This window comes from Vibrio palustris (assembly GCF_024346995.1).
GTDB classification, from domain to species: domain Bacteria; phylum Pseudomonadota; class Gammaproteobacteria; order Enterobacterales; family Vibrionaceae; genus Vibrio; species Vibrio palustris.
The window spans coordinates 229,680-253,670 of the sequence record NZ_AP024888.1 but is presented as its reverse complement, the minus strand read 5'-3'; the positions used below and the strand labels follow the sequence as shown (position 1 = coordinate 253,670).

The 23,991-nt window shown below is 42.6% G+C and carries 23 protein-coding genes and 1 pseudogene; 9 read left to right on the top strand and 15 right to left on the bottom strand.

Annotated features, from left to right (window positions below):
- The first annotated feature begins 29 nt into the window (after positions 1 to 29).
- Positions 30 to 794, top strand: coding sequence for a carboxylesterase family protein (locus OCU30_RS13540; RefSeq protein WP_077314524.1), 765 nt, complete (start codon positions 30 to 32; stop codon positions 792 to 794).
- Positions 795 to 890: 96 nt separating this feature from the next.
- Here OCU30_RS13540 and OCU30_RS13535 read toward each other — a convergent pair whose 3' ends face one another.
- The 3 genes and pseudogenes from OCU30_RS13535 to OCU30_RS13525 all read right to left on the bottom strand — a co-directional run bounded on the left by OCU30_RS13535 (position 891) and on the right by OCU30_RS13525 (position 2,802).
- Entirely contained in the window at positions 891 to 1,343 is a 453-nt protein-coding gene (locus OCU30_RS13535) for a DUF2127 domain-containing protein (RefSeq protein WP_077314525.1), read from the bottom strand.
- 96 nt (positions 1,344 to 1,439) lie between these two features.
- A pseudogene (locus tag OCU30_RS13530) lies at positions 1,440 to 1,880 on the bottom strand (helix-turn-helix domain-containing protein); the annotation flags it as partial.
- 187 nt (positions 1,881 to 2,067) lie between these two features.
- Positions 2,068 to 2,802, bottom strand: coding sequence for an SDR family oxidoreductase (locus tag OCU30_RS13525; RefSeq protein WP_077314527.1), 735 nt, complete (start codon positions 2,800 to 2,802; stop codon positions 2,068 to 2,070).
- Between the two features lie 198 nt (positions 2,803 to 3,000).
- On the opposite strand from OCU30_RS13525, the gene OCU30_RS13520 reads away from it, so the two are divergent.
- Complete coding sequence (locus OCU30_RS13520; protein WP_077315086.1) at positions 3,001 to 3,909, top strand: AraC family transcriptional regulator; 909 nt, start codon at positions 3,001 to 3,003, stop codon at positions 3,907 to 3,909.
- Positions 3,910 to 3,976: 67 nt separating this feature from the next.
- Here the strand turns inward: OCU30_RS13520 and OCU30_RS13515 are convergent, their stop codons facing one another.
- On the bottom strand, positions 3,977 to 4,252 hold the full coding sequence (locus OCU30_RS13515; RefSeq protein WP_235861861.1) for a hypothetical protein: 276 nt from the start codon (positions 4,250 to 4,252) through the stop codon (positions 3,977 to 3,979).
- 489 nt (positions 4,253 to 4,741) lie between these two features.
- Positions 4,742 to 5,530: an AraC family transcriptional regulator gene (locus OCU30_RS13510; RefSeq protein ID WP_077314529.1), complete on the bottom strand. Its 789-nt coding sequence runs from the start codon at positions 5,528 to 5,530 to the stop codon at positions 4,742 to 4,744.
- A gap of 225 nt (positions 5,531 to 5,755) precedes the next feature.
- Between OCU30_RS13510 and OCU30_RS13505 the strand changes: the two genes are divergently transcribed.
- Together OCU30_RS13505 and OCU30_RS13500 are read left to right on the top strand one after the other, a co-directional pair.
- Complete coding sequence (locus tag OCU30_RS13505) at positions 5,756 to 6,256, top strand: acyl-CoA thioesterase (RefSeq protein WP_077315087.1); 501 nt, start codon at positions 5,756 to 5,758, stop codon at positions 6,254 to 6,256.
- Positions 6,257 to 6,328: 72 nt separating this feature from the next.
- Positions 6,329 to 6,583 carry a hypothetical protein gene (locus OCU30_RS13500; RefSeq protein WP_077314530.1) on the top strand — a complete coding sequence of 85 codons (255 nt, stop codon included), beginning with the start codon at positions 6,329 to 6,331 and terminating at the stop codon, positions 6,581 to 6,583.
- 130 nt (positions 6,584 to 6,713) lie between these two features.
- Here the strand turns inward: OCU30_RS13500 and OCU30_RS13495 are convergent, their stop codons facing one another.
- Complete coding sequence (locus OCU30_RS13495) at positions 6,714 to 7,322, bottom strand: 2OG-Fe(II) oxygenase (protein WP_077314531.1); 609 nt, start codon at positions 7,320 to 7,322, stop codon at positions 6,714 to 6,716.
- 330 nt (positions 7,323 to 7,652) lie between these two features.
- On the opposite strand from OCU30_RS13495, the gene OCU30_RS13490 reads away from it, so the two are divergent.
- Positions 7,653 to 8,570 (top strand): alpha/beta hydrolase, encoded by a 918-nt coding sequence (locus OCU30_RS13490; RefSeq protein ID WP_077314532.1) that lies wholly within the window; start codon positions 7,653 to 7,655, stop codon positions 8,568 to 8,570.
- Here OCU30_RS13490 and OCU30_RS13485 read toward each other — a convergent pair.
- Entirely contained in the window at positions 8,555 to 9,739 is a 1,185-nt protein-coding gene (locus OCU30_RS13485) for a sugar efflux transporter (protein ID WP_235861862.1), read from the bottom strand. The two genes, OCU30_RS13490 and OCU30_RS13485, sit on opposite strands and share 16 nt — an antisense overlap.
- Before the next feature lie 525 nt (positions 9,740 to 10,264).
- On the opposite strand from OCU30_RS13485, the gene katG reads away from it, so the two are divergent.
- Together katG and OCU30_RS13475 are read left to right on the top strand one after the other, a co-directional pair.
- Positions 10,265 to 12,436 carry a catalase/peroxidase HPI gene (katG, locus tag OCU30_RS13480; RefSeq protein WP_077314534.1) on the top strand — a complete coding sequence of 724 codons (2,172 nt, stop codon included), beginning with the start codon at positions 10,265 to 10,267 and terminating at the stop codon, positions 12,434 to 12,436.
- 193 nt (positions 12,437 to 12,629) lie between these two features.
- Positions 12,630 to 14,024, top strand: coding sequence for a GGDEF domain-containing protein (locus OCU30_RS13475; RefSeq protein ID WP_077314535.1), 1,395 nt, complete (start codon positions 12,630 to 12,632; stop codon positions 14,022 to 14,024).
- An 83-nt stretch (positions 14,025 to 14,107) separates the two neighbouring features.
- Here the strand turns inward: OCU30_RS13475 and OCU30_RS13470 are convergent, their stop codons facing one another.
- The 7 genes from OCU30_RS13470 to OCU30_RS13440 form a co-directional block, all read right to left on the bottom strand.
- Complete coding sequence (locus tag OCU30_RS13470) at positions 14,108 to 14,359, bottom strand: hypothetical protein (RefSeq protein WP_077314536.1); 252 nt, start codon at positions 14,357 to 14,359, stop codon at positions 14,108 to 14,110.
- A 158-nt stretch (positions 14,360 to 14,517) separates the two neighbouring features.
- On the bottom strand, positions 14,518 to 15,090 hold the full coding sequence (locus OCU30_RS13465) for a DUF2238 domain-containing protein (protein WP_476756246.1): 573 nt from the start codon (positions 15,088 to 15,090) through the stop codon (positions 14,518 to 14,520).
- A 223-nt stretch (positions 15,091 to 15,313) separates the two neighbouring features.
- Positions 15,314 to 16,090: a phosphotransferase family protein gene (locus tag OCU30_RS13460; protein ID WP_077314538.1), complete on the bottom strand. Its 777-nt coding sequence runs from the start codon at positions 16,088 to 16,090 to the stop codon at positions 15,314 to 15,316.
- Positions 16,091 to 16,387: 297 nt separating this feature from the next.
- A complete protein-coding gene (locus OCU30_RS13455) occupies positions 16,388 to 17,065 on the bottom strand; it encodes a class I SAM-dependent methyltransferase (RefSeq protein ID WP_077314539.1) in 678 nt (225 codons plus the stop codon).
- A 108-nt stretch (positions 17,066 to 17,173) separates the two neighbouring features.
- A complete protein-coding gene (locus tag OCU30_RS13450) occupies positions 17,174 to 18,943 on the bottom strand; it encodes an HsdR family type I site-specific deoxyribonuclease (RefSeq protein WP_077314540.1) in 1,770 nt (589 codons plus the stop codon).
- A gap of 225 nt (positions 18,944 to 19,168) precedes the next feature.
- Complete coding sequence (locus OCU30_RS13445; protein ID WP_261821314.1) at positions 19,169 to 19,645, bottom strand: tyrosine-type recombinase/integrase; 477 nt, start codon at positions 19,643 to 19,645, stop codon at positions 19,169 to 19,171.
- A 668-nt stretch (positions 19,646 to 20,313) separates the two neighbouring features.
- Positions 20,314 to 21,216: an NYN domain-containing protein gene (locus OCU30_RS13440; RefSeq protein ID WP_077314542.1), complete on the bottom strand. Its 903-nt coding sequence runs from the start codon at positions 21,214 to 21,216 to the stop codon at positions 20,314 to 20,316.
- A gap of 200 nt (positions 21,217 to 21,416) precedes the next feature.
- Here OCU30_RS13440 and OCU30_RS13435 point away from each other — a divergent pair, with 200 nt between their 5' ends.
- Positions 21,417 to 22,241 carry a hypothetical protein gene (locus OCU30_RS13435; protein ID WP_139343487.1) on the top strand — a complete coding sequence of 275 codons (825 nt, stop codon included), beginning with the start codon at positions 21,417 to 21,419 and terminating at the stop codon, positions 22,239 to 22,241.
- A 259-nt stretch (positions 22,242 to 22,500) separates the two neighbouring features.
- On the opposite strand, the gene ppiC is transcribed toward OCU30_RS13435, so the two are convergent.
- Positions 22,501 to 22,779, bottom strand: coding sequence for a peptidylprolyl isomerase PpiC (ppiC, locus tag OCU30_RS13430; protein WP_077314544.1), 279 nt, complete (start codon positions 22,777 to 22,779; stop codon positions 22,501 to 22,503).
- Between the two features lie 250 nt (positions 22,780 to 23,029).
- Here ppiC and OCU30_RS13425 point away from each other — a divergent pair, with 250 nt between their 5' ends.
- The gene (locus OCU30_RS13425; protein WP_077314545.1) at positions 23,030 to 23,956 is read left to right on the top strand and encodes a chemotaxis protein; all 927 of its coding nucleotides are present in this window, start codon (positions 23,030 to 23,032) and stop codon (positions 23,954 to 23,956) included.
- Positions 23,957 to 23,991: the final 35 nt, after the last annotated feature.

Here is a 23,991-nt window from a genome sequence, read left to right as displayed (position 1 = left end):
ATAATATCAACACACTATTAGAGGTCTACATGCTGAAATCTTTTCTGACAGTCGCGCTATCCGTCGCCTGCGTTAGCCCCGCTTTCGCTGGCTGGCAAGCAAACCAGTATCACGATAACAAGTTCACTCTGCCTTACCAACTTTATTCACCATCACAAAGTGGACGATTGCCACTCATCATTCATTTACATGGGACCGGTGAAGCGGGCACGGATAATCAAGCTCAAATGTATAAAAACACCGGTTGGGGGCCACAGTATTTTGCCAGTAAAACAAATCAATCCATTCAAGCGGCATATGTGCTCGCACCGCAAACGCCTGGTCCAATGCGCTGGGCCAGCACGACACTTGCGGCTTACAACTTTAAACAAACACCTTCAACCCCATCAATGACCGCACTACTCCATTTGATTGACAATCTAATCAAGACAAACTCTCATATTGATCGCAATAGAATTTATATCACGGGGCTGTCACGTGGTGGGCAAGGTGTATGGAATGCGATGATGCAACGACCAAAGCTATTTGCCGCGGCGGTCCCGATTGCGGGGAGCGCCGATCCTAAACAGGCCAGCACCATCAATCACATTCCGACTTGGGTTTTTCATGGCAGTGCTGATGAAGTCACCAGTGTCGATTATTCGCGCCAGATGGTAGATGCAATTATTCGCTCCGGAGGGTCCACCTCCACCATTCGCTATACAGAAATTGAAGGTGGAGACCACGCCTCATCCTGGAAGGCTGCATACAGTAATGACGGTGTCTACCGCTGGCTAATGAAACATCACAAATAGCCTTTGCCTGCTATATCCTTACTAGACCAGCAGGCAGATTAGTGCCTGCTGCTCACTTTAGGCTAACCGCACACTATCAAAGCACTATGGTTCACGTTACTCACTCTTGACGAAAAGCATATGTGCCATATACCAAACAATCACGATATTTAATAAGAGCACGCTAACGCCTAGCACACTGATATGATGGAACAGTTCATATAATTCAAATGGCACGTAAATCGCCCCACTCACCAACGCAAACCATTCAGTCCAAACCAGTTGTTGCCACAGCCCGTACGCTTCCACTAATCGCACGATTGAATAAATAAACGCGCCAATCGCAAGTAGCGTCAGATTACTCTCAGAGACATGACTCATTGCGTTGATAAAAACGCTCGGCACATGGCTGGCTGGGTTTAAATGCGCATGATTGACGATGGATTCAGCAAATTGTCGCAAATTATGCCCTGCTAAAACATGCAGACCAAAACCGACGATAAGCGACATGATGCCTTTAAATGCCTCTAATGCCGCCACTAATCTCAATCCTTTCTTCACCGATTTCATACTGACCTCTTGTGCAATGCCATACCGGTGTTCATAACACCTTTGGGCTCAATAATCTTGCCCCTAGGCTCGAAGCTTATTATGGCCTACTTATCATTACAACAATCGATGTTTATATTGCTCTGGCGTCATACCCGAGTATTTTTTGAACATGGTGATAAAGGGGCTGGCTTGCTGATAACCTAAGGTCAACGCCACTTCTTTAACCGCATGCCCATGGCGCAGCAGTTCCATGGAATGTAAATAACGCAGGCGTAACCGCCACTCTGTAAAGCTCATTCCCAGTTCATCATGGCAGTAACGGGCGAGTGTTCGCTCTGTAGTATGGACATGATTTGCCCATTGTTTTAACGACGTACTATCCACCGGATTGAGCTCCATCGCGCGTAAAATTGGCGCAAGATACTTATGATCGCTACTCGGTAAAAAGTGATGCTGCGTGGGTTGAATCGCTAATTGATCGAGCATCACTTGCATTAAACGCTGGTCAGCCGCTGACTGCGCGATACTAATCTTTCGCTGGCGGAAATCATCAACGTCTAAGCCTGTCGGGATCGATTGCTCAAGTGTAAACACCTGATAACGAAGAGATTGAGCTCGCTGAATCAGCTTAGAATCATTTCCGATTGTTACTTCCATTGTTATTTTTCTCTAACCACATAACGTTGCCTTAAGCCGATTAGACAATTAACGTAAAAAGTATGCAAACATTTTTATTGGCTGGTTATTCTTCGAAACTTCCGCCATATTCTTTCGGAACAAGATCCACCTCTGCAGCGCCGGTTCTTATCAGATTGACAATCATTTCTGCTGCTAATGATGGTGAATGTGCGATAGAGAGAGCTTCAGCTTCTTGTGCTTTTGAAGTGGATAAACCAGACTTCACCGAGCCATAGAATTCGGTTGCTGTCATGAAAGGATGCAGCAACGATACGGTAATACCCGCCTCTGCGAGTTCAAGCCGTGCCACTTTTGAAATCATATTCAGTGCGCACTTTGAACCTGTATAAGCCGCTGAACCTGGATACGTTGCTAAGGTTGCTCCCGAGCTAACATTAATGATGCATCCGGATTGTTGTTTGCGCATCAAGGGGATAACCGCTTGCATCATATTCAGTGGCGCAACGGTATTGAGATTTAACAGCTCTCGAAACTCTGCAATGTCGATATCTTCAATCGTGGCATAGAGTCCCTGTCCCGCGTTATTGATTAATCCATCGATTCGACCATATTTTTCTTGCGCAATCTGAACGGCTTTTTGAACCGCAGCTCGGTCGGTTACATCGCAAGGTAAAGGCAAAATATCGCGCCCCAACTCTTTTGCCAGTTCCTCTAGTCGATCTTGGCGTCTCGCTAATAACACGGCTCGCGCACCAGCTTGAACGACTGCACGTGCCGTCGCTTCACCAATACCGGATGAGGCACCTGTAATGAGGAACACTGAGTTTTCAATTTGCATGGCATATTTCCTATTAAAAAATGTTGAACGGTTACAATAAATACACATGTACGTCATAAAGCCCATGAGATCGCTCGATAACACAGTTAATATTTATAACAAACCGACTAAACGATGACGTGTCCGTTTCTGTCTATAAAATGCATATTCCTGCTTACTTAATTGATGCTTGATGAAAGCTATGCTAAAAATAATGATATGAATAATCCGCTTGAAACATTAAAATCTCTTGTAGAGAAACGCTCTAAATCGGTGCTTACCCAAACCCACATCCCTCGTTTGGATATTCTGAGAGTAAGCCAACCAACTGAGCTCTTTCCGGAGATCTATCAACCCTTGATCAGCCTAATCCTGCAAGGGAGCAAAAGGATGGTTATCGGTGACCAAGTCGTCGACTATCGTGCGGGACAAAGCTTTATTACCTCAGTCGAGGTACCAGTAATTGCTGAAGTGGTAGAATCGAGTCAGACTTCCCCCTATTTAGCTTTGCGTCTGTCTCTCAACCGAGCGTTAGTGACCGAGATTTTATGCGAAATCGAGAGTCCTTTGAGTTTATCTGAAACAAGAGGGTTCTGTATCGATCACGTCAGTGATGAGCTTGCTGATGCCTGGTATAGATTGGTGCGACTGAACGATCATCCGGATGATATCGACTTAATCGCTCCTCTTATTGAGCGCGAGATCTTGTACCGAATGTTGCGCGGCCCGCAAGGTGCGATATTAAGGCAAATAGCCGGTATCGATGATCGTTTTTTCCAAGTCAAACATGCCATTACATGGATTCGCAAACATTACGCGACGGCATTTCGAGTGGAAGAGCTTGCCGCTACCGCGAATATGAGCGCTTCGGCTTTTCATCGACGTTTTAAAGCAACGGTTGGGTTATCACCGCTTCAATACCAAAAACAGATCAGATTATATGAAGCCCGCAGTCTACTATTTACCGAGTTTGGTAGTGTCGCTACCGTCGCGTTTATGGTTGGTTATGAAAGTCTGTCACAGTTTAGCCGAGAATATTCTCGACTGTTTGGTGCGCCCCCGGCACGTGACATCAGAACGCTTCGCCAAACAGCGCAAGGAGGGCTGCCATCAGAACTTTATGGTTAAAAGATAAAACAAGACACCCATGATATTCACATCAAAACCGCCACGTGAATCTGTTTTAGAGTCAGTGTTATGTGTGTTGTAACCGTTGGACTTGTTGCACGACATCGTCTAATTCGTTTCGTTGGTTTGCTGAACAAAGACTTGACTCAACATTGCCGATATCTGGATTATTAAAAACGGATACGCAAAGCTCATACTTTTTTGTGAATTTATAAGCCAAGCCAAACAAGACAGGAAAAACAACAGCGACAATAACAGGATGAATGAGAAAAAATGAAAAGCTAAAAACCAATGCAATTAATAACGAACGCTTAACCTTACTTTTCTTATCATATTCTTTCACATAAATATTTTCAATTTGACTCACTTTCAATGGCAGCGGTGACTTTTTGCAATAAACCGCACCAGAATCTCTCTGCTATTGTCCATCTTAGCTCCTTTTTACTGTCTAATACTGCTGGCTCAGACAAACTCTATAATCTATTACCCATCTATCTTTCATACGATAACGCTGCCAATACCCCTATCTCTCTGCCACATCACTATAAGAAAACGCGATGTTTTATGGGGGACGCTTTGCCACGCTACTGCCAGCCTTGTCAATAACAAAGCGGTTGAATATTAATGATTGAATGGCTTTTATATCAGCTTTTATATCAACACATTAGCGTTAAGCCAACCTAAAAACCCCATGATAAGTCTGGAAATGGGCAAGGCATAACTCTTTGGTTTATAAGAAGTGAATAAGATTTGTGTGATGTCATATGGGATACGCGTGCCCGTTATCCTTAGGGGCGCGATCAGCTGGGTTCATGACTAACCTGTCGTATGCTTATAATAAACGGTGTTTGTATTGCTCAGGAGTCATGCCAGAATATTTTTTAAACATGGTGATAAAGGGGCTGGCTTGCTGATAACCTAAGGTCAACGCCACTTCTTTAACCGCATGCCCATGGCGCAGCAGTTCCATGGAATGTAAATAACGCAGGCGTAACCGCCACTCTGTAAAGCTCATTCCCAGTTCATCATGGCAATAACGGGCGAGTGTTCGCTCTGTAGTATGGACATGATTTGCCCATTGTTTTAACGACGTACTATCCACCGGATTGAGCTCCATCGCGCGTAAAATTGGCGCAAGATACTTATGATCGCTACTCGGTAAAAAGTGATGCTGCGTGGGTTGAATCGCTAATTGATCGAGCATCACTTGCATTAAACGCTGGTCAGCCGCTGACTGGGCGATACTAATCTTTCTCTGGCGGAAATCATCAATGATCGCGGCAATAATCGGGGTGACTTTGATTAAGCTGGTGTTAGAAGGAAAGCTCGTTGTCAGTGCTGATGCCATATTAATCGAGCAATACTCAAGCGGCCGACGGTTAAAACTTTTATGCATCACCCCGGCGGGTACCCATATGGCCAAATGCGGCGGCGCTAGAAAACGAGTGTCCTGCGCTTCTACCTCTAAAATTCCGCCTGAAATCAGCTGCACCTGTCCCCAAGGGTGACTATGCACACGCGTTTCCGTGTTAGAGAGGAAATCTTCAAAGTTAAGAAAAACTTCCGCTGGCGCTTGCTCAATCGCCAGCGACGGATGTAAATGAGAAATGGATCGCTTCACAATAAGATCAACTTCGTGGCAATTAAAGGAATAATACTATACCGAGAGTAGATTGCGGTTACCACTCCCCATTAAGAGACAAAAAAACGTACCTTGACGTCTTCACGTTATCCAATTGCCTCACAAATATCAAAAAATTCAATATGATGCCTAGATTATCACAAGAAAGATCAAAATTATGCTTATACTAAAATGATGAAAAATCACAACACACAAGGTCATAATATGGAACATGGTAGCCGAGATATTACATTACGCTTTTTAGCCGAGCCAAGCGATGTCAACTTCGGGGGTAAAGTGCACGGCGGTGCAGTTATGAAATGGATCGATTTGGCCGCTTATGCGTGCGCAGCTGGTTGGAGTAAAAAATACTGTATTACAGTCTATGCGGGCGGAATTCGGTTTGTGGCACCGATTTTAGTCGGTAGCTTAGTGGAAGTGCATGCGCAAATTATCTACACGGGCAATACCTCAATGCATATTGGCTTAGATGTTCGTGCTAATGATCCCAAAGATCCACAGCAAACCTTAACAACGCACTGTATTGTCATTATGGTCGCGGTCGGTGATGATGGAAAGCCAACACCAGTACCACAATGGGAACCAACCGCGGCACATGATGTATTTTTACGTGAATCGGCGATTCGTTTAATGAATATGAGAAAAGAGATTGGTGACGAAATGCAAGCCCACGTCACACCTTCTAATGATGTATTGTCACAGTAATGACTAAGCGTCATATAAATTTCATACTGGTCTGCTTTAATCGTGTTTCGCATCAGAAACTGACCCAATGGAATGACTAAAAAAATCAAGGTGACGCTGGCTGAGTCCAGTTTAAGCAACACCAAAGCACTCGAATACCAATGGGTTCGCTCTTTGTATGTGGAAGGATATTCCCCCCATCAGATCAATCACTATATTCAACAATGCTTTGGCGGGGATGACACCTTTGCGGACTTATTTCGTAAAGTCGCCATGTATGAAGAAAGCCTGTTGGTGTTAATGCAATACTGGCGCAGTCATTTTATGTTACCAGCGATTCATCCTTAAAGACACGGATGGCATTGCTTACGCTAGCGTAGGGTATGCGCCATTACCCTACCTACTTTGATGTTCGTGAGGATTGTGTATCGCTTTAAGAAAGATTAACCGGCGATATAAACAATGACTTACGATAGGCTTAATGAGCAATATCGACTACCCCATCTTTCACACCGTTAATCCGGAACCAACCAGCAATGCTATAGCGCAGTTGATGACTGACGCACACCTCATGTGGAAACTCTTCAGAAAGAAACACCACTAAACGCCCTGCATGCGGCTCGACTTGAGATATCTGTTGTTCTTCTTGGTTATAAAGGTTTAGAACCCCACCATGTGATGGCTGCCACTCTTCATTAAGATAAAACACTGTGGTTAAACGCCGATTACTGCTGCCTTTAAACGAGTCATAATGCTTTTCATAAAAATCGCCGTTTTCATACTTAGCAAAGTGCGACTCGTACTCAAATAATCCCATGAAAAAGCGCTGATTCATCATATTCTGAATCGCTTTCATGCGTTCTAAATAATCTTGTACTGGAGAACCCATGTTAGGGTGCATCCAATGAATTTTATCGGTACGACGACGAACATCTTGATGCGTATCATCACGACGTCCGATTTTGGCTTGCTTCCATTCAGACGGCAAACATTGACGCAAAGCAGTCACTTGTTCAGCAGACAAAAAATCATCCCACACAAACCAACCTTGCTTTTCAATACTCGCCATTAGTTTATCCAATGACATAATCGATCCTATATAGGAAAAAACAGATACTTATAGAGACATAAGCTCAATCTAACAACTAAAAAAATTAATCCTATCGATAAAAAACGTTAATAGAGGCTCACAATGCGTTACTGCGTTTAATCAATACTGATAAGAGTTGCAAACCTGTAAACTGTGTGTACGTACTCTATGGTACGCCATTAGGCTCATTATTATTCTTTGTTTGATCACTATTTGGCGGCCATCGCAGGAGGACTTACATCCTTCACCATACGCCCAATGACTGGATTTTTGTCGCGAGTTGTGTAACTGTTTTATCCATCGTTTATAAAATAAATTAGAGCGGTTATGACAGAGGTAATATCCTACTTATTCACTTCGCTAAACGAGTTGAATCCACAATACACAACGCTGCCACTGTGGCCCGATACGCTGACGAAAGCGGCCCCAATAGGATTACAACAGTCTTATATTGAACGTGGGGATCCCCAATGCCATGATCGCTTAACGATCAATACCACTCAACCTGAGGTAACAGTCGTCACTCCATCAGCGTCTAACGGAATTGGGATTTTATTGATCCCGGGTGGAGGCTACACCAAGATTGCTTACGATAAAGAAGGGATCGATATTGCAAAAGAAATGAGCGCACAAGGCTATACCTGCTTCGTGTTGAATTATCGTTTACCCGGCGATGGGCATGCAATGGGGAGCGAAGCAACCCTGGCTGATGCGCAGCGTGCGATTCGGATTATTCGCCACCAGCAACACACATGGCAAATTTCGAGTATTGGTGCGGTGGGATTTTCTGCTGGTGGGCACCTTGCCGGGTGGTTGGGCGCAGCGTACGAGCGAGCAACGTACACACCCCGCGAGTTGTGCGATAGCGTCTCTGCACGTCCTGATTTTCTCGGGCTTATCTACCCAGTGATTAGTATGAATGCCGAGGTCACTCATTTAGGCTCGCGCCAGCAACTATTAGGCACTCTAGCACATGAAACATTACATCCGACCTATTCTATCGAAACGATGGTTCATGATGCGATGCCCCCCTGCTTTCTTTTGCATGCGAATGATGATCCAGCAGTCAGCGCCGAGAATAGCCTCATCATGTGGCAAGCACTGAAGGCTCACAACATTCCCGTCGAGATGCATTTAGTCGAAAAAGGCGGGCACGGGTTTGGTATCAAGCAGACTCGCGGATTACCTGTCGCAACTTGGCCACAGTGGTTAAATCAATGGATTCGTCATCATAAATTTGCTTGATCTTGGCGCCACTGTGAGCGACGCGGCTCAAAATGGTGTTCAAACCACCATAACCCAATAGCGGCGCAGAACAACATCACTAAGCTTAAAATGAGTGGAGCCTTAAAACCAAAATATTGTGCAATGATCCCCATCACACTGGTGCCTAACATGGTGCCAACGAGCATGGAATTGGTGTAAAACGCGGATGCTTTACCTATCGTTTCTGGCGCGTAATCTTGCATCACTGTTACCCCTAAGCCAGCAAAGATCCCAAAGAACACACCGTTGACCAATTGCAAGGCAATACTTGCCCATAACGTATCAGCAAAAAACATCCCGATATAAAACGCCATACCGAATAGAAACCCAATTCGAATCATCGTTAGCTTGCCAAACTTAGTAGCCCAACCCGCGACCATGAGCATCACAGGGATTTCGACCGCCGCCGTTAAACCAAAGAATACCCCAGGGTAAGCACTCGATAAGCCCATCTCTTTGGTAACAAACAAAGGCATAGAAGATACATAAATACTATTCGCCATATTCGCCAATAACATAATGCCGCCTAACCACCACACCACTTTTGGAAGCCCAGGTAAAATACTCTCATGTTCAGATTTTGGCGGAAGTTGCGGATCCTTTAATTGACTCATCACTAACACAAGAACCACTACCGCAACCGCTGCCGATAAATAAAAGTTAGAACGAAAACCGATTTTATCGACAGAGAAAAAAGCAATTGGCGGCCCCACTACCCACAATAACGACACGGACGAACGCATTTGCGAGTTCAGTTTAGTACTACTTTTACCTGTTGAATCAGCAAAACGACGAATGATGGTCAATATCAATGGGATAGAGGAAGACGCGAGCGGCATAATCACACACCCGACGAGTAAAACATGCCAAAAGTTTGTGGATAATGCAAAACCAGCCGAGCCAGCAATAATCCCGAAGAGAGATAAAATAATCAAAAGCTTAGGAGAGACCCCTTTATCAATCAGCGCCGTTAAGCGCTGGCTCAGTAGCACAGTCATACCTGATGTAATCACAGTATAAACGCCTATCAAACCGGGCTCTACATGTAATCCATTCACAAGATACAGTGTCATGACTGGCATTATTAGCGCAAAAGCTAAAGCGGTAAGTCCGTTTGTGCAGAAAAGCACCTTGGTTTGACTGATCATTACATACCTATTGAGCATCAACGTAAACATGAATGGTTAAAATAACAAAGCACTACAATATAAAGTGCAACGTTTATTCTAATCGAGAGGAAAGTAACAGTAACGCCTACTTTTCCGTTGACCCACAGTACCTGTCTCTAAAGCCAACTAAAATGGCTTAAAATAATAACGATTTATCATGTAAATTGCGATGCTTAAGGCATTTTTCTTAGCCGTTAATCTGAATGTCGTACTTATTATCTGAAATCGGGAATAATAGGCTGATTCTATCATTGAGAATGATAGTAATTACGCAACATTATTCACCAAAATTCTATAACGTACTGAACGGGTCTCCAATCACTTTCAATTTATGATCCCCGCCCAACCTTTTCTTTTATCCGTTCGTGATCATCTCGAGGTATTTAACGAATAATTGAAGTTTTTAGCGAAATGCTGACGATGAGTAACAAAAAATGGTTATGATTATTTTTAGTTAGTTTTTACTCAGTAGTATTGGTCTAACATATAAAAAAGAGAGCTCATATGGCAAATCACGGAAGCAATACGACCGGTCAATGTCCGGTTATGCATGGCAGTCTCACTTCAGGCACACAATCAAATACTGATTGGTGGCCGAATTCCCTTAACCTAGACATCTTGCATCAGCACGATACCAAAACCTCTCCCTTCCCAGCGGATTTCAGTTATCGCAATGCCCTCAAAAGCTTAGATGTGCAATCATTGAAAGACGATGTAAAAGCTCTCCTCACCGATAGCCAGGAATGGTGGCCTGCCGATTGGGGTCATTACGGCGGATTGATGATTCGTATGGCATGGCACTCGGCCGGCAGTTACCGTATAGAAGATGGACGTGGTGGCGGTGCGAACGGTAATCAGCGTTTTGCGCCTCTCAACTCATGGCCAGATAATGGTAACCTTGATAAAGCACGTCGCCTACTGTGGCCAATCAAGAAAAAATACGGCAACAAAATTAGCTGGGCAGATTTAATCTTGCTAGCGGGTACACTCGCTTATGAATCAATGGGATTAAACACCTTTGGGTTCTCGTTTGGCCGTGAAGATATTTGGCATCCAGAAAAAGATACTTACTGGGGGTCAGAAAAAGAATGGCTTGCGCCTAGTGGCAGTGATGGTACCCGTTACACCGAAGATCGTGAGCTCGAAAATCCACTCGCCTCGGTTATGATGGGATTAATATACGTTAACCCAGAGGGGGTGGACGGCACACCTGACCCATTGAAAACCGCACTCGACATGCGTGAAACTTTTGCTCGTATGGCGATGGATGATGAAGAAACCGTAGCGTTAACCGCAGGTGGGCACACAATCGGTAAATGTCACGGCAACGGTAATGCCGATAATCTCGGCCCAGAACCAGAAGGCGCGGATCTTGAAGAACAAGGCCTTGGCTGGATGAACCATAAAACACGGGGTATTGGTCGCGATGCCGTCACCAGTGGTTTAGAAGGTGCCTGGACCACCAACCCAACGCAATGGGATAACGGCTACTTTGAGATGCTGTTTAAGCACGATTGGGAAACGGTAAAAAGTCCTGCAGGCGCCTGGCAATGGGAGCCGGTCAATATTGCGGAAGAAGATAAACCCGTCGATGTTGAAGACCCATCAATCCGCCGTAACCCAATGATGACTGATGCCGATATGGCATTAAAAATGGACCCTACGTATCGTGAAATCGCGGAGCGTTTTTATAACGACCCTGCCCTGTTTGCCGATACCTTCGCTCGTGCTTGGTTTAAATTAACCCACCGAGATCTCGGCCCTAAATCTCGCTACTTTGGTCCCGATGTACCACAAGAAACCTTGATTTGGCAAGATCCGGTTCCTGCAGGCTGCACCGGTTACGATATTGATGCCGTCAAGCAAGCCATTGCCGCCACTGACTTAGCGCCAGCAGAAATGATCGCGACCGCTTGGGATAGCGCTCGGACTTTCCGTCAATCCGATGCACGCGGCGGTGCGAATGGAGCGCGTATTCGTTTAGCACCACAAAAAGACTGGCAAGGCAACGAACCAGAAAGACTTGATCGCGTCTTGTCCATACTGACACCGATTGCGACACAACATGCAATTAGTATCGCAGATACTATTGTGCTCGCAGGTAATGTAGGACTAGAACAAGCAATACAGGCGGCAGGCTACGTCATTGAGGTGCCATTTACTCCAGGACGCGGCGATGCAACCAGCGAACAAACGGATGAAGATGCCTTTGCCGTACTAGAACCTATCGCAGATGGCTTCCGTAACTGGCAAAAACAGCACTATGCCGTCAAACCTGAAGAGCTCTTGCTAGACCGAGCACAACTGATGGGGTTAACCGCACCAGAAATGACTGTTTTAATAGGCGGTATGCGCGTATTGGGCACCAACCATAATAATACGGCACACGGTGTATTTAGCGATCGAGAAGGCGCATTAACGAACGACTTTTTCGTTAATCTAACGGATATGAGTTATCAGTGGAAACCAACGGGCCGTAATAGCTATGATATTGTCGATAGACACTCGAGCGCGGTAAAATGGACCGCAACACGGGTCGACCTCGTCTTTGGTTCGAACTCGATTCTGCGTTCTTATGCTGAGTTTTATGCCCAAGATGATAACAAAGAACGCTTTGTGCGTGATTTCATCGTGGCATGGAATAAAGTTATGAATGCGGATCGTTTTGATCTTTAACCCGCCACATCATCTCGCATGATCGGTAATATAACCGCCGATCTCTGCGGCAGAGAATCATAAGTTTTTATGCTGCTCTGCCGCCATCTTTTTGTATATTATTCATTACCTTTTTAGCGTTATTGCCGTTTTTCAAATTCGTACCTATACTTTGCCGTAAGCCAATATTTATGCTGCTCAAGTAAGGTTAATTATGCCGCAAAAAAACACCCTCAGTGACCAAGATTTAGCTGTATTATCACGTGGATTCGAATACCTCGATCAAGCGACTGTGATTACATCCTTAGATCGCCAAATACTCGGTGTTAATTTGAAAGCTTGTGAATTATTTGGTTATCAAGTTTCAGAACTTGTTCATAAAAGCACGCAAATATTCTACGCAACGATTGAAGAATATGAACGTCTAGGTAAAGAGCGTTATAATGGACTGAACAAATCGACAAATACTGCCACCAATGTGCAATACACAACAAAAAGTGGTAAGTCATTTGTTGGCAAAACTTACGGTGGTATCGTTTATGATGATAATGGCAACCCAAGTTGTATTGTAACCTTAATATCTGATGTCACGACACAAGTTGCCACAGAAGAAGCTCTTAACCGACTCCATAGAATTACCTCTTCGCGACAGTTAAGTTTTGAACAGCGTGTCCATGCCGTGTTGGAATTAGGCACAAGGTTATTCGGTTTACCTATTGGTATTTTTAGTAAAGTGACAGAATCAGAATATGTTGTTCAACAAGCAGTGCATCCAGAGAATGCGTTAGAAAAGGGAATGACTTTTGATTTAGCAGGTACCTATTGCAGTCATGTCTATAATGCTAACGATGTACAAGGCTTTAACCATGTCTCCAACAGTAGCATTGCGTGTCACCCGTGTTTCAAAAATTTTGGTTTAGAGGCCTATCTAGGCGCACCTATATTTGTCGATGGGGGTCGCTTTGGTACGTTGAATTTTTCAAGCCCCGAGCCTTGCCGACCCTTTATCCAACAAGATATTGAATTAGTAAAATTGTTTTCAGCATGGGTGGGGCACGAAATTGGACGTAATAGTGATATTAGCGCTCTGGAACATGCCCATAAAGAAATGGAACGCATTGCTAATACTGATGATTTAACTGGACTCGTGAATCGGCGCTATATTGAAGTAACATTAACTCAAATGATTCAACATAGTGCGGCTCTAGAAATACCTTTATGTGTTGCGATTATAGATTTTGACCGGTTTAAACAGGTCAATGATACATACGGGCATTCAATAGGCGACCAAACGCTAAAAACACACAGTGAATTAATGCAAGCAAACTGTCGTGGAACAGATATTTATGGTCGCTGGGGCGGTGAGGAATTCATTGCTATTTTGCCTAATACATCATTGAAAAGTGCGGTATCGAGTTTAGAACGATTTCGTAGTAAAGCAGAGTCTCACATCATCGACGCAAGTATTCCTGAACTTATTGTGACGGCAAGTATTGGGGTAACAGAGCTTCGTCCGGACGATAATTTAGACTCTATCGTCAATCGTGCAGACGCTTTACTCTATCTCGCCAAACAAAATGGTCGTAATCAAATACAGCACGAAAAATAAAGCGGCGCTACCATGACACATTGACTCGCCCACCGCGTCATAAACAATAGGCTAGTTCCGCAGGCTGGCGATATGCTGTCAGCCTATTTCATGTGTACTTTACCACCTATCATTTTGTACGCTGGCGTTCCTCGTATCAGCATTTCACGGGCAAACACCTGTCCGCAGCCAGGACACTGACAAGTGCTAGTCGTGTGATCTTCAACGATACGTTCAATAAAACACTTTACTAACGCGCCTTTACCGCCTTTACGATATTTATAAAGTAACGTGCGGCATTTCGCACAAGTGATATCAACGGTACGTGTTGGGCCTTTTTTATTAGGTTTAGCCATAATGCGCTAACGACTCTTGAGTCCCCTCTTCTATTTCATCAAAGGCTGTATCGCCACGTATCTTCTGCATTTCGGTCGAACCCAAACATTGAGGCAATCAAATATCCAACGTACTTATCTGCGCTCTGGCACTAGCGAACAGTTATCCCCCTTATTACTTAGCGGGTAACTTTGTTTAATTGAGCATTATGACGTCTGGATAACAAGAGCAGCGAGCTTATTGAGCCTAGCAAAGCAAGCCCCATATCCGATTGCGTGTCCCATACATAACCTTGGGTCCCAAGAAATGCCTCGGCATCATCACCCGTCGTTAAAGCCACCCACCACTCTATGAGCTCGTAAAATGCACTGAAGGCTAAACAGATTGAAACAACAATGAACCCCAACCAACGTTTTCCATTGACGACGCCTTTACGGATGAGTATTTCTCTCGCCAATAAAGCGGGAACAAAGCCTTGGAAAAAATGACCAACTTTATCGTAGTTGTTGCGTTCTGATCCCAATATTCCATCGAACAACGGGACTTCAGCGTAGGTGTAATGAGCACCAATCATCAGAACGATGCAATGCAATAGAATCAACCAATAGACAAGTTGCGTCAGCCTAAATGAGTGATATGACGCGACGAGCAGTACACCGCCAATTAACGCGGGGGCCACCTCAAGAAACCAAGTAAATTGATCTTTGGGATGTATACCAGACCAAATTAACCCAGCAACATAAATGATAATCCAGATGTATTTAATGGTCCCATACTCCTTATAAGTAACGTCTCATACAACAGTGCATAAACACTGCCTCCTTAGAGACACATAGCGCCAAACCGATAATATCAGACATTATAGACATCGACTGGAATGGCTTCTCATAAAACGTGAATATAAACCGCTGGATATGACACGCTCAATCGGGCTCCTATCGTGAAGGTTCACCGCAAGTTTGTCTGAACCGCTGTTATATTCTCTTTTCTACGGACATCAACCAATGAGGAACATGCGTTCTATACCAATCAAAGTAAATAGAGGCGGATGATTTCGCTCGACGAGCCAAAATATTCGTGACGTCTACAATTAGCCAAACTTTCGCCAAAATCAACTGCCTGAGTAATTTATCTTGAGAAAAGGAGCCCGAGTATCGAGCATAACGCTCTATGATGCATTCATACTCACTGACGCTTCCTAATCCTCTCACCAAGGGCGCCAAATCAATGGCAGGACTGCCCACACCAAACCGCTCCCAATCAAACAACACCAATTCGCCATTATCTCTAACTCCCCAGTTGCCTTCATTGGTATCGCCAGAGATCAATACGTTATCGTTGAACAGTTCACAGGATAATTGCTCAATGGTTCTTATCGAATCTTGAGTTACCTGAGGCAAGTTTAAGACCTGCATGGCAGAGTCAGTCGAGCCTGCATTCCAAGAGTGGGTCGTGATTGGAAAATGAGGTTGGTAGGTCGAATGATGAATACAAGCTAATTGTTCAAAGGTACTGGTATTGGCATGCAGGCCATCGAGCGTAATGCGATGAGGGATATACTCTATCACTAAATGATTGCCACTGGCATGGCGTAATTTGGGAGTATTTACGCCTGCTAATGCCCCAGCAGCAAACTGGTAAAAAGCCATTTCGACGTCCGAAGCCCCCTTTTTAACAATACAAGGTTCGCCTGCGAATGTCTCAATAGAAACGTGAGCGGATCCCATGTTAGATAAATCTTTTTTTCCCATACGCATCCTTGCGTTATCACCCAACTGAATGAGGTAATCGAGGTTTTCAATGCGTGACCCTAGCGAAGATGGTCAGCATTTGGCCTCACGTTGTAACGCTACGCCTTGCCAATCTCCACTCGCGAGGTCATGTTTAGGTTCGGAATAACACCCTACAATACACTCTCACAGTATCTCATGTAGTAACTGTGACGGTAATTCTACACAAACACATTTTTGGACAAAACCTTGTTAGATCATCAGATCTAACAAGGTTTTGTCATATTAGGAAAAGTATGTTGATTCCTTACTCGTTTGTTATGCGGCTTTTACCACAAGCATCTGAGTTGCGCCTTTTTGAAACTCATATTCAACACTTTTTAGGCTTACAGAAATACCAAGGCTCTCTAAGTGCCTAACCACCCCAGATAAGTAACTTGAGGGTTTACCATTTAACGAAATCAAAGGGTATATCCTAACCTCTTGTGATACGCGAACAAGCTCGATAATAGCTTGAATATGTTCTAGTTCAGATAAATGCTCGTCATAAAGAAACAAAAAGTGAGAACACAATGCTAGATCAAATTCTTTGTCGTCAAATGGAAGGTGAGGCAGTGAGCCACTAACGTACCTTTGCGAATTTTTACCATCTTCATAATCGGCTAAAAAGTGGTTCATTGCCATCATTCTAGTGTTCTCTAACGCCTGCGGAGAACCTAATACATCCCAAACGTAACCATCCAAATTTTTCGTTAGCTGCTGCATTATTATCGGGCGGACTTCATCGATCCTACGGCTTATTTGCTGCTTAGAAAACTGATAAATAGGGTCAATTGAAACTACATAGCACCCACTTTGGGTCAATTCTGCATTAAAACTTGCAGGACCATCACCACATCCAAGGATTCTTTTCTCTTTATCTTCTTCAAGTATTTTAAACATTAGCTCATATTCTTTGAGCGTTCGTCCCCAAGGAACAACATTTTCTAATTTCACGTCTAAAGTCCTTTTTATGATTAACGTTTGCCCGCATAACGCCTTGTTCACTGGTAAATTAGGAGCGCAGCGATTAATTTATCCGCGTGGAGCAACTTGTTAGCCTGTTTATTTGATCGACCAATCTAAACCAATAAAGTCCACGATTATATTTTCAGATTTACCTTCGTCATACCGACTCGTTAAACCTACGAGTCTATATTGCAATTGATTGGAAATTGGGCAAGTAACGTACACCGTATTAATATAACGATTATCATAACCTATCAGGTAGCTTCCTGTTCCAATCAATAGTGAAAGAGAGCTATCTTTATCCTGAAACGTATTGAGTATAAAGTTACTTTCATCAAATGAATTACGAGATGATATTGTACTGACGACCATATTTCGAATATCTTCTTCTCTCCAATCAGGCCGTAACTCTAATATGCATTCCAGCAATAGAGTCGCTGCATCGAGATCTCTCACAATGATGATGGCCTTTCCGTGCACCACTTCCTTGCGCAACTCAAAATGCTGAATAATTTTTAGAGCACAAGTCTTTAAAAAAGGGGGGCTTCTATGTATATAATCGAAACCATCACTTAGTTCGTACATCTCCTGATCGATCTGTTTATAAGAATCAACCTGATCTAATGGAAATTCGATTTTTTCAATCTTAATAGGTTTAAGCACATCATCGAGCATTGCTTGCTGAAGATCATACATACCTACGATGTCACCATAAATCTCAATGTCTCTAGGTGAAAGGATATTGGTGAACAAGATACGAACACCAATAGAAGAAAAAGAAAGTAATTTCTCTGTTCCGGGAAGCAAGTTATAACCAATGAAGAGGGTATTTTTATCGGCTAAATAATTAGGGTCAACTTTTTGAATTGTCGTTATTATGACATTAGATAAATTTGAATTTAGCAACTCAATTAATTCACCTTTACTGCTAGGAACCATCGGGCAAATATCACTATTCTCCGTAATGGCTTTAAGCAACTGACTCTCTAAAATTTTTCTGTCAACTAGAATAACAACAGAGTAATCTTTAAGCGCACACAGCTCTCTTATTTCTTTCAGATACATGAGTAGGGAAATACTCAAACCACTACCCATTACTTGAACCACCACCCCAGCTTTACCACTGCCCTTTGGAGGTAAAGCTTGTTTAGTAGCAGTTATAGCACTATCCACAATATTACTTCTAACAAACTCTAGATACTTCTGTATCGGCTGAGCCAGTTTCATAATTTTTGGGATAACTACTTGTTTAAAATTGTGATCATTTATCTCTCTTGCCAGTACAGACAATAATGGGTTAAGAAGATCGGACAATAAACTTGAAACTTCAATCACGTCCAGCTCTAGAGAAAAATGGACAATTTTGTTTCTATACCGGGTCAAACGATCAATCTTCGATCTTAATACCCCACCTTCTTCAAGCTCACTAATTGACAAGGTTATTGCTGCACGTTCGATTAAGCTTCTAAAACCTACTGACATAACCTTGTCATCATGGTCAAATAGATCCAGAATACCCGCATTTTTCATTCCGCGTTTATTTCTAAGAATTCCGAGTCTTTCAACCGCTTTATTTACATCCTGGAATACCAAGAACTCATTTGTTTGAACTAATAGCTGTTTTAAAACCAGTTCTATACCGTGATGGACCCAAATAACGGCTTCTTTTAAAAGCCAAGCATCTTCGCTTTCTTCCCATTGTGTCCACATTTCAAAACCTCTTTTTAATGAATGAGATCCATTATCCAGAAGTCCAATTTTTAAATTTTCAGATTGCTTTGACATGATGATAAATTCTCGAGCGGCTAACAGTGTCTTTTCAGCAGACATTGTCTTTATAATATATTCATAAAATACAGACGTCATATACTGTTCTATAGGTCTTATTCCTCCTTCCACTCATAAATTGCAGACATGTCTGTATAATCATAAGTATTCGATCATGCTCATAATCGGCTATTGGTAAATGTAGGTCAAGAACTGACATGAGAAAGTAGTCAGGAATTGGATGCTGAATGATTTTGAGGCAGCTTTCAGGCAAGTATTTGATTAAAAAGCTGACCGAATGCTACCGTTTAAGCCAATAAACCATTAACTATCCGTCTCAAGGGAAAGTTTTAAAGCATCTTCAACCTCAATTCCAAGATAACTTATTGTGTTATCGATTTTTGTATGACCTAGCAGCATTTGCACTGCTCGGATATTTTTCGTTCTTGCATAAATCAATGTGGCTTTCGTCCTTCGCATTGAGTGTGTACCGTATAAACCAACATTTAAACCTAACTTTTCGGCCCAGGATTTAATGACTTTTCGATAATAGGAATAACTTAAAGATTGGTTTCCTTTCCGGAGACTCGGAAATAAAAAGTCTCTTGGTTCAAGGGTGCTGTGATATATCCAATGGCTTAAGCTTTGCTGAGTTATCGGGGCAATTTCGAATTGAACAGCAATACCTGTTCTTCTTTGTGTGCATTGAACCCGTTTATGTACCATCATTATCTCCAATCTCTGACGAGTGGTAATAACGATTGTCTCACTATTCCTATAACCTCCAGACCATCCGCTCACGCAACGGGAATGGACAATTGGTGTTTTACGTAAATCTTTGACGAAGAATGAGAACTAATTTAACATTTTAGGCCTGTGTGCTTAGGCTAGCAGGAAGTGACGCGGTGTCAGAAACCGCACTGGTTACTATTGAACCATTCGCCTTTTTTTGTTGGCAGGTCTGAACTTAACCAAAAACCTATTATTGCTAACAACATCGGAGCCAAGCCGTAGCCTTGGTAAGAAGGGGAGAATCATGGATAAAGTAGAAACGTTTGCAAAAACTACACTAGCTTCAGTCGTCGAAACTATTAGCGAACTGGGGATTAGTAACCGGCCTTAGTAGGATCGATAATCTAAGTACATCGCCCATCTATCGAGAAGTGATCGTGGTGCTCACCTTCTCAAGTAACTGCCTCTTAAGTACATAATCAAGCAAACCTCTAGTTCGCTTCTGTCCCATTTTGAACCTGAGAATACGGAATCTCAGCCCAAAGTGGTCACAAAGAGGCAGTACAGCCGGATACAATTTAAAGTTGATCTTGAAGAACCATACTGGTGTTTGGATCATTTTTTCGATCTAGAATTTTCATAATTTTTTCTAGGAAAATAAAAAGTTACCTGAGTAACTTTCTACATCCTCGTTTGTCACATCAAATGACAACACTCCAAACGGTATGAGTCTTTCATTAAATGCACCTGACATTCGATGCCCCTGGTGATTTACCATTGCATTTAGCTGAACGTTGGAAGATAACTTCTTGTCCTTCTTTAATTATTTCCCATTGATTATTATAAAGTAAATCTTCTTTTCTAAAGTAATACTCATGCCCTTGATGGATAATAAAAGCATAATTATTTGCTCGTCTTGGTGTAGCTTTTATATAGCCTTTCTCTTCAATCAAACTAACGTAACAACGGTCTTCACTTTCACTGGTAGTTACCAATGGTGTTGAAGCGTTTTGAATTAATTTTTTCAGAGTTCGGTAACCATAGTTTCTTGAATCAAAAGCACTATCTAGTTGTTTTAATTTTGTACCTAAATCCCCCATATATACACAGTCGGAATCGCCAACAAGCTGCCAATAAGCTCTGAGCAACAAGTTTTCCAAATCGTCTGATTGATTGCCTACAGTGCTATCTTCATCTTGATTGTCATCCAGAGACAAATTTTCCACATACACAAAGTTGTGGCATGCATTACGGAAATGAGAAGGCGTGTCTGACTTACCAACTGCCATAACGTGGAGCCCTTTCTCTCGCGTTCTTTGCGCCAAACCTGCGAAACCTCCATCGCTGCTTACAATGCACAAAGCATTAATTTTGTCATTGGTGCAGATAATCTCGATAGCATCCATTATAAGAGCATGGTCAACCGAATCTTTTGCAATATGGAACTGTTGCTTCGGGGAAGAACCAGTATCCAGCAGAATATCTTTCCAGCCCCGGTTATTAGGTAAAGTCCAGTCAGCATATACCCATTTGATCGCTATGCTTCCTTTACGTCCGACTTCATTAAGAATGTCAGTATACTTTTTAGATTGAGCATTCTCGCCATCAACTAGTATGGCGAAGTTGAGGTTTTCATTCATTGAGTTAGTCCATGCTGTTATTTAGAATGTGGAGGATTGTTGCCGCGACCAAGACCAGATGGATTTCCTGTTTTGCTTGGGCCATTTACAGGTGTTTTTTTCATGTCATGTCTCCTTTTTTTTAATGACAACGACATTATAATTGAATGATTAGCGACATTTGGGTATATCTGGGGACAATTGGAGACAAAAGAGCTGAAATGAAAAAAATTAATCAAAAATGTGAAGAGTTTAAGATCCTATTAAAATTTTTAAATTGGTCCGTAAAGCAATTTTCAGATATATATCTGAATGAAACTTCTTCCTATGACATAGATGAATGTGAATATAAAAGACACCATAATAAATTGAAAGGTCAGTTAAGAAGAACATCTAACACTGAAAAATCTACGGCAAATTTCATTAGTTATATTAGTTTTATCAAAGGCTCAAACGAATTTTCTATGAGAAGTAAAGAGCAAAGCTTCGAAGAATTTTCATCTCAATTCTTGGCATCTATTGAGGTCGAGCCACCAAAGAAAAAGCTTAAAAAAACGGATACGAGATACTATGAAAGCTATGGCAATTCTTCATGGTCTGAAAAAGAAATGGAGTCTGTAATAGACTGTGCACTCCAACACGCAGAAACGATTGGCTCCTCTCCTCATGACTTTCAAGTTGTCAAACTCTGTGACGACGGCATTTTAGCTGATTACTTAGTATTTTGGGCTGGAGATATTGGATTCGCGGGTGGTTCTGGCACTTGGGGGCCTGCTTTTTGTCTAGTAAGAAGAAATCAATGGGGCAACTTCAACATAGCATCACCGGGACGTGAGTTTTATGAATATTTGAAAATAATTGAATCTGTGAAGTTCAAAGAAGCAATACTACACATAACGGGAGTGACATATGGACCAACATGTCATCAGCGAAATCCGAGTTACAAACTAAAACTACAATTTCGTGTCACTGATAGTTTCAGAGGAGCTGTCGATTTAGAGCTTGTTGATAAGCAAGAAATTGGCTATGACGCTTTCACTGGGTAAAAGGTCCTCCCACGCGCCAAATCTCTTTTGTCCCGGTGTGAGCCAAAAACCCGGAATCAAAGGGCGAGTTAGTCCATCACTTCTACGCCCCTTGAGCAGGCCGGACATTCGTGGAGATAAAACGAATCTGGGCAGAAATGAGTGAATCATGGCAGCTCAAATCGTGCTGACCATGATCTTAGCTCAATATATGAATCGTGATAGGTAATGTTTAAGCCATGCGGCAGTCGATTTACAATGACTACTCAGACTCTAATGCTCACGTGCGATAAAGCACCTTCACAATGTGCCAACCAAATTTAGTTTTAACAAGTTGAGGGGTTAACACCTCCCCACTAAAACAGGCTTTATCAAATTGTGGCACCATTTGTCCGCGGCGAAACTCGCCTAAATCACCGCCTTTTTTACCGGATGGACATAAGGAGTGTTTTTTCGCTAAGGTTTGAAACTTTGCACCTTGTTTTAATTCTTTCATCAAGTCTTCGGCTTGATTTTTATGCTTTACTAAAATATGTAAAGCGGCAGCGGTTGAAGCCATAGTAACGTCTCCTCATCAATTTGGGCGACAGTATATAGTACCCACTGACAAAGCCCAAATCGTTAGTATTATCACTGTTTCAGTGGGGGGGGGGGAGTAAGCCTTTAAAAATAGTGTCGTATTCAATTCAGATATTTATCACACCCTATCAACAAATAACTTGGTATCAGCCAATTAACTCGCATGAATTTATAAATTACGTTAATATAATTAATGGGTATCCTTAAATTAACAGAATATTTAACAAATTATGGCTAAGACGATAAGCAAAGCAAATCAAGCTCAGGGCATGCTCATGTTTACTCTGAACTTGCAAAAACAGCTGTTTGCCATTGGCACATTGAAGGTTCGAGAAATCATTCCTTTTATGCCCATGACGCAAATCCCCTATTCGCATCATGATGTTATAGGTACTGTCAATTTCCGAAATATGACGGTGCCTGTTATAGATATGCCGGCCGCTATCGGCTTTCGACGGATTGATCCAAGTGAATATAAGGACTGCTATCTTATTGTCACGGATTGTTTACGTACCGTGGTTGCTTTTATGGTCCGTAGTATTGAGAAAATCATCGAATGTAATTGGCGTTCTATTGAAGCGGCACCAAAATCTGCAGGTCGAGATGTCTTCGTTACGGGCATTACCCATTTTGAAGAAAAAATTGTGCAACTTTTAGATGTAGAGTTGTTACTAGCCAAAATTTACCCACAATATGAATCCACGAAAATTCCTATGTTGACGGATGTGGAACGTGAGCGCTTAAAATTACTGAACATCATGTTGGTTGATGACTCATCCATTGCCCGTAAGCAGCTTGCTGATGCCTTAGACAGGATTAATATTGCTTATACTGTGTGTCAAAATGGAGCGGAAGCTCTGACACGAATGAAAGAGCTCGCCAGTGAAGGCTCACCCATTGATTTGCTGGTGAGTGATATCGAAATGCCCACTTTAGATGGATATGAACTGTCTTTTGAGATTCAAAGTGATAATCAATTATCTCATGCCTACATTATCTTACATACGTCACTGTCTAGTGAGATCTGTGTAGACAGGGCTCATCAAGTTGGTGCGCATGAAGCATTAGAAAAATTCAATGCCACAGAGCTGATTGAAGCCATGCTACGTGGCGCAAAACGTATTGAAGACTATCAAAAGAAAAAAGCACTTGCCTGACCTCAACAAGCCATGTTGAGGTCTCATTAAAAAGC